Here is a 6,807-nt window from a genome sequence, read left to right as displayed (position 1 = left end):
TCCCGCTTCCACGGTCTGGTAGGCAGGGCCGGCTGCCTGGGCAGATTCTGCACCGGAATCACTGGTACTGGCGCAGCCAGCAAGAAAGGCCAGCAACAAGCTTCCTGCAAAGAAGAAAGCTATCCGTTTTCGTATCATGTTATACTCCTCCTATGTCACAGATGGTTCCATCTGTGAATATAATTTTTCGAGTTCATAGGCATTCAAAAAGCCCTGAGCAGCTCCGGCTGTACCAATTTTCCAGCTCGCAAAGACCATTGCCCGCCGCAGAGCTTCGATGGCGGGAAATCCATCCAGATAAAAATTGATGAAGGCCGAGAACAGCGCATCCCCTGCCCCGATGGTTGAGACAACAGGCCGTGTTTTTATTGCCGGGAGCTGTATTGGTTTTCTCTTCTGTTCAAGCAAGAAGGCTCCCCGTTCACCTTGTCCAATGACAATGAGTCGGTTACCGTAGCGGTCCATCAATTCCCGAGCCGCCGCTTCGGGGCTCGTCCAGAGTTTTTCATCGGATAAAAACAGCACATCCGCAGCGGCCATAAAATCCCTGTTATACTCATCCTCCGGATCCGAAAGGGTATGCACGTCGGTGCAAACCGGTATTCCCTTTTGGCGTGCCAGGGGGAGCAGGTGGCGGTTAAAATTGATGTTGCAGAGTACCGCTGCATCGGACCGCTCCAGGGCAACCTCAAAAAGCTCGGCAGGGAACCGCTGCTCCTGTATATTTTTCAGGTCCACATGGATTTGCCGCTTTCCTGTTTTGTCATAAATAATGACCGACTGAGCCGTCTGGGGAAGCCGCCGAATAAAAAACTCAGTCGATATCCCTTGGCGCTGTATCCAGTCATGGGCCATTTCGCCATAAAAATCAGTTCCAAGGAGGGTGCAAAAATGGGCTTCGTTCCCCAGGCTGTGAAGCGCAAGGCTTACATTTACCCCAACACCCGACACAGCCGAATTCACCCCCCAAAAGGGGTAACGAACAGGGTCGTATTCAAGAGGAAAGGAGTCTATCTGCAGGGTTGTCTCTATGTTTACCAAGCCCGAAACAAGTATCCTCATTATTTTGGTATTATAAACCGGTTTAGTTTCAGTTGTAAACAAAAAAATGTCGAGAATAAGACCTTGATTTATAAAGCCAGCCTTATAAGCGAATACTTTCTTAAGAAGAAGATATAAATCGATATCAAAACCACAAGCATCATAGAAAGGGCAAGGCGCACCGACCGGCTGATGATAAGGGGCGTTAAAAAGATGCGGGCAATGGCAATGCGCTCGGCAAGCGCCTCCTTTTTAACCAGGCTGGCGCTCTTAACAATAATGGGCTTAAAAGAGATCTTTGGTCCATCTATTTCAAAGCGCAAAAAGCTATAGGTGCTTCGGTCGTCGGTAACCGAGCCTCCCATAACGCCGCTTGTCACATAGGTAGTCGTTCCTATTTTTGCAACCGCATGGATGTGAGAATGGCCCGCAATAACATAATCGACGCCATACCGTTGGGCCAATTCCAAAAGGTAATCACTTTCGGACTTGCGGTGAATATTATGCAGCAGTTCAGGATGAATCTTCTGACTTTCATCAAACTTACCTATGTATGTGTTTATGGGACTCATATGGGAAAAAATCAGAATATGCTCCGATTTGTTTTCCGCAAGCAAGTTTTTCAGCCAGGTGAACTGGCCATTGCCAATGTATCCTGCTGAGGTATCAAGAAAAATGAACAGGGTGTTTTCATAGACAAAACTATAATAGTTAGGCCCGAAATATCGTGTGTAATAGACTCCGCCGCCGTTCCATACATCATGGTTGCCTATGGTGGTAAAAACCTGCTTTGGCATGTTTTCATAAAAATTGGAACAAATAACATATTCCGAATCGTAGCCGTTGTTCACCATGTCTCCGTTAAAAACGATAAATCGGGAGTCATCCCGCATTATTTTTTTAATTTCCGGCAGTAACTGAGTGTAAACCGAATGGGTGTCTGAAATGGCATAAAAGACCATTTTCCCTGCCTGTTCCTCCTTCCGATTCGTTATGCGCAGTGTATGGGCGGTGTTTCCAGTCAATTTTATCTTAATCAGCACCCCCTTTTCCTGAGCAAGAAAATTGCCTGAATAAACGTCAGATGCTATTTCAAGATTGTTAATCGCAAAATGCCTGTTTGCATCCCCTTTGTCAATTTCAACCGGGCTGTCATCCAGGAAGGCTTCCACAGCACTTGAATCAACATTCAGCACACGCAGAGCTATCTTCATGTCTTCCCGGGCTTGTGCGGTAATGACCGCAACGGGTGCGGTCAGTTTGATGGTGATCACATCCCGATCATCATAAACGAACCCTCCTGCTACACTCAAATCGACAGGGTGACGATCGGATCCCCGATAAAAATCAATACCGCTTCCGTTTGGCAGCAGCAGTATCCCCAGTTTGTCTTCCCAGTCGATCAACCATATTCCTCCCAGCAAAAGAAGCAGCAGCAGTGCCGGAAATATTGAAGAAAAGCCAATTCTGAGGTAGAGCGGTCTTTTTTTATCGGCCATGCTGGACAGTGTGCTGTTTTTCCAGCCTGAAATGGTGACCGTCACAATTTTTTTATCCGACAGTTTGAAAAAAAGAAACACATCCGAAAGGAGTATCACAAGAACAACTGGGTTAAACGCATCGCTTTCGATAATAAAGAGAATAAGATAATACACCACATACACGAAGGCAAAATTCTTAAGCAGCACCCTGCCGATTTCGTGTTTGAAATAAAATAATACACTCGCCGCAATCCCCAGCAGCGCAAGAAAGACCCCCGTAATACCAAGAAACTGGTAAGCAATTCCATGGGCAAAAAAGTCGTAGACCGTAAAAACGATCAACACGCAATTAAGCAGGGTATAGATGGATAGGAGCTTAAATATACGCACCGCATCCCTCCTGTAAAAATACGCGAGCGGAACTGCAACCGTATCTAATAAAAAAGTATTATGGCTTTAAACTCATAAGTAAAGAGCAGTATCTGTGAAAGGACAACATCCTTGACACCTCCATGCTTTCGTTTTATTATGTTTTTCGAAAGGCTACGAAATTGACAAACCAGGAACGGCAAGACGAAATTATCCGCATTGTATCCCTCCGGGGGCAGGTGAGTACCCAGGAGTTGGTAAACCGCCTTGGGGTTTCCGAGGTTACCCTCCGAAAAGACCTGGCATTCCTGGAAGACTCAGGGCTCCTTGTTCGAACCCGGGGCGGGGCCATGGCGGCCACCAACAAGGACCTGATCCGGCCCCTGGCCCAGCGCCGAACGGAACAGCGGGAGGCAAAAAAAAAGATAGCCCAAAAAGCACGGGAGTTTATCCACGAGGGGGACACAATCTTTCTCGATTCGGGAAGCACCGCCCAGAGCCTCGCACTGCAGATTAAAGACATGAGTCTCCGGGTAGTCACCAATTCCATCGATGTGCTCATCGCCCTGCAGGACGCTACGGCGGTGTCGGTCTTTTCCCTGGGAGGAAACTTCCGCAAAGATGCTGGTTCCTTTGTTGGGCCCCAGACCCTGGAAGCCCTCAGCACCTTTCATATCGATACCTGTTTTATCGGCACCACGGGCTTTTCCGCTGACGGCTCTTTTAGTTCCCAGAACATCTACGAATCGGACACGAAGCGGCAGGCCTTAAAACGGTCAAAGCGCCGAATCATCCTCGCCGACAGCTCCAAATACGGAACCGAAGCCTTTTCAGTCTTCGCCACGGTGGAAGACATTCATATTCTTATTTCCGATGCAGGCCTGGCGCATAAATGCGATATTATCCAATTTCCCTGCGAGGTAGTCCTCGCACCATAAAAGGAGGCATTCATGAATTCAAATGCAGCAAACTATGTGGCAAACCTGTTCGCCCTCACGGACAAGCGGGTCGTTATTACCGGCGGGGCTGGGGCCATTGCGGCCACCATGGCGGAAGCCCTGGTCAACGCGGGGGCAAAAGTGTGCCTCTGGGGCCGGGGCACCCATCATCCTGTTGATGAAGCGGTCCGGGACCTGGCGAATAAAACCGGCCGCAGCGAAGCTTGCTTCGGCGTTACGGTCGACACGGGCAGCGAAAGCAATGTGGCTCAGGCAATTAAAGAAACAGAAGCTAAGATGGGTGTTCCCAACATATTGATAAACGCTGCCGGGGGTAACAAGGGGAAAAGTCCCTTTACGGAGCTGGATACGGAAGTTTTCAAGGAGGTTCTGGAAAACAATCTTCTTGCAGGCCTTGTCATTCCGACCAAGCTCGTCGCCGCCTACTGGATTGCTAACAAAACCGCTGGTGCTATCATCAACCTGACCTCCATGAGTTCCTATAAACCCCTTTCGGGAGTCTGGGCCTACGATGCGGCCAAAAGCGCGGTGCTGAACCTGACCATGGCTACCGCTAAAGAGTTTGCCCCCTACGGCATCCGGGTAAACGCCATCGCGCCGGGCTTCTTTGTGGGGAACCAAAACCGGCTTCTTCTCTATAAAGATGAGACCATGACGGAGCTTACCGACCGGGGCAAGTCCATCATTGCCCGCACCCCCTTTGGCCGCTTTGGCAAAAACGAAGAACTCGTCGGCGCAACCATCTTTCTCTGCAGCGACAAGGCGTCGGGCTTTATTACCGGTGTTTCCATCCCGGTGGATGGGGGCTTCCTCGTAGACAACGTATAAAAGGAGCACAACATGAAACAACTGGCGCGGTTCTCCATGGGTATCGGCGACCGTTTCGGACACCAGGGCAAGGCCCAGCTTGCAGCCCTGACAGAGGCCAAACGGCTCGGCTGCACCATTATTCCCGTCTGGAACAAATCATACCGGGAACATTCGATTATCCATACGGACCCCAAACAGGTGCGCCGCGAGGCAGACGAGGCCGTGAAAGCCCTTGGCTGGACCGAGGCCTACCATGTGGATGCGGACCATATCAGCCTAAAAACAGTGGACCTCTTTTTGGATTCAAGCGATTTTTACACCCTGGATGTGGCGGACTACACCGGAAAGGCAGCGGATGAGGCTTCTATCAGCCGCTTTGTCGCCAAGTACCGCCCTCTTATTGGTAATCTTGCCGTTCCCGGCATAGGTACACCCTTACAAATCAGCGAAGAAAGCCTTTATGCGGTGGCCCGTAAGTATCTCCTAGCAGTGCAGGAAGCGGGTAAACTCTACCGGCATATCGCCGCCCAGAAAGGGGCAGAAACCTTCATAACCGAAGTATCCATGGACGAGACTGACCTTCCCCAAAAACCAGAGGACCTGTTCTTTATACTCGCCATGATTGCCGACGAGAAAATCCCTGCCCAGACCATTGCGCCGAAATTTTCAGGCCGCTTTAACAAGGGGGTAGATTATACAGGTGACCCGGCTCAGTTTGAACGGGAATTCAACGAAGACATCCTTGTTATCGCTTATGCGGTAAAAAAATTCGGCCTCCCGCGGAATCTGAAACTTTCTGTCCATTCGGGGAGCGACAAGTTTTCGATTTATCCGGCCATTAAAAAGGCCCTCTATACCCACAACGCGGGGCTCCACCTTAAAACCGCAGGCACCACCTGGCTCGAAGAACTTATCGGCCTCGCTTCCGCGGGCGGTTCAGCCCTGGCACTGGCCAAACAAATATACAGGGAGGCCTACCGCCGTTTTGATGAACTCTGCCAGCCCTATGCGACGGTCATTGATATCAGGCGAGACAGGCTCCCCGCCCCGGAAACAGTGGACTCATGGGACGGCGAAACCTACGCGGCAAGTCTCCGGCATGTGGAAACGGACCCGCGCTACAATCCCGATTTCAGGCAGCTCCTTCATGTGGGGTACAAGGTTGCCGCCGAGCTGGGGGAAACCTACCTTAAGGCCCTGGAAGCCCACGAGGACCACATCGGAGCGCAGGTTAAAGAAAACCTTTTAGATCGACACATCAGGCAGATTTTTATACAATAGGTGCATGACTATCGACACCTTTGAAATCAGCATCCCCCAGCTCGGCGGCAGGAAACGAACCGTCCGGGTCCTGTTACCGCTGGGCTACGGGGAAGAGCAGGAGCGGCGCTATCCTGTCCTGTATATGCAGGACGGGCATAATCTTTTTTCACCAGAAACGGCAACCTTTGGCAGACACTGGGAAATCGGCGAAACCCTGGACGCCCTGGCAGCCCGGGGAGACCGCCGCCGCATCCTCGTGGTCGGGGTCGACTGCAACCACGACCGGCAGGGCATGAGCCGCCTGGATGAATATTCCCCCTGGGTAAATCCATCAATCTCCCTCGACATTTCCCGAGCCCGGGGCTTTGAGTCTGCAGGAGGCGAAGGCGCCCAATACCTTGCCTTCCTTGCCGACACCCTCATGCCCCTCATCAATCAAAAGTACCGCACCCTGCCGGGGCCAGCCTCCACCGGTATCGCCGGCTCTTCCATGGGTGGCCTCTTTAGCCTCTACGCCCTCTATGAGCGGCCCGACCTTTTTGGCCTCTGCGGAGCCTTTTCTACCGCCGCCTGGTTTGCCAAAGAAGCCCTCATGCAGCACATCGCGCAGCATTACCGGGCCGACAGGGCAGTTTACCTCGATATTGGCACCGCAGAAACGAGCGACGACAGCAAGGCCGATTTTCCGAGCCGCTACCTTCAGGACACCCTGGACATCCGGGACTACCTGGCGTCCCGGAGACTGGCGCAGGAAAAACTCCTCTGCGTGATCGATGAAGGGGCAAACCACTCGGAACAAAGCTGGGCCCGGCGTTTCCCCGGTTTCATCAATTGGGCCTTCGGACACCTTGCAGGGGCAGAGCAATAGTGGCGAGGTTAAAAGC

6 protein-coding genes are annotated in these 6,807 nt (G+C 51.4%); 4 read left to right on the top strand and 2 right to left on the bottom strand.

Annotated elements, in window-relative coordinates; translation table 11 throughout:
• Positions 1 to 150: 150 nt before the first annotated feature.
• Positions 151 to 1,062 (bottom strand): carbohydrate kinase family protein, encoded by a 912-nt coding sequence (locus Q7P68_RS03785; RefSeq protein WP_304223019.1) that lies wholly within the window; start codon positions 1,060 to 1,062, stop codon positions 151 to 153.
• A 68-nt stretch (positions 1,063 to 1,130) separates the two neighbouring features.
• On the bottom strand, positions 1,131 to 2,912 hold the full coding sequence (locus Q7P68_RS03780) for a metallophosphoesterase family protein (protein ID WP_304223017.1): 1,782 nt from the start codon (positions 2,910 to 2,912) through the stop codon (positions 1,131 to 1,133).
• Between the two features lie 161 nt (positions 2,913 to 3,073).
• Between Q7P68_RS03780 and Q7P68_RS03775 the strand changes: the two genes are divergently transcribed.
• The 4 genes from Q7P68_RS03775 to Q7P68_RS03760 are packed head-to-tail and all read left to right on the top strand — an operon-like array spanning position 3,074 to position 6,791.
• Positions 3,074 to 3,829, top strand: coding sequence for a DeoR/GlpR family DNA-binding transcription regulator (locus Q7P68_RS03775; RefSeq protein WP_304223015.1), 756 nt, complete (start codon positions 3,074 to 3,076; stop codon positions 3,827 to 3,829).
• 12 nt (positions 3,830 to 3,841) lie between these two features.
• Positions 3,842 to 4,678, top strand: coding sequence for an SDR family oxidoreductase (locus tag Q7P68_RS03770; protein WP_304223012.1), 837 nt, complete (start codon positions 3,842 to 3,844; stop codon positions 4,676 to 4,678).
• 12 nt (positions 4,679 to 4,690) lie between these two features.
• A complete protein-coding gene (locus Q7P68_RS03765) occupies positions 4,691 to 5,941 on the top strand; it encodes a tagaturonate epimerase family protein (RefSeq protein WP_304223009.1) in 1,251 nt (416 codons plus the stop codon).
• A 4-nt stretch (positions 5,942 to 5,945) separates the two neighbouring features.
• Positions 5,946 to 6,791 carry an alpha/beta hydrolase gene (locus tag Q7P68_RS03760; RefSeq protein ID WP_304223006.1) on the top strand — a complete coding sequence of 282 codons (846 nt, stop codon included), beginning with the start codon at positions 5,946 to 5,948 and terminating at the stop codon, positions 6,789 to 6,791.
• Positions 6,792 to 6,807 lie beyond the last annotated feature (16 nt).

The organism is Gracilinema caldarium, from assembly GCF_029265695.1.
Taxonomy (GTDB): domain Bacteria; phylum Spirochaetota; class Spirochaetia; order Treponematales; family Breznakiellaceae; genus Gracilinema; species Gracilinema caldarium_A.
This window is presented reverse-complemented; position numbering and strand designations above follow the sequence as displayed.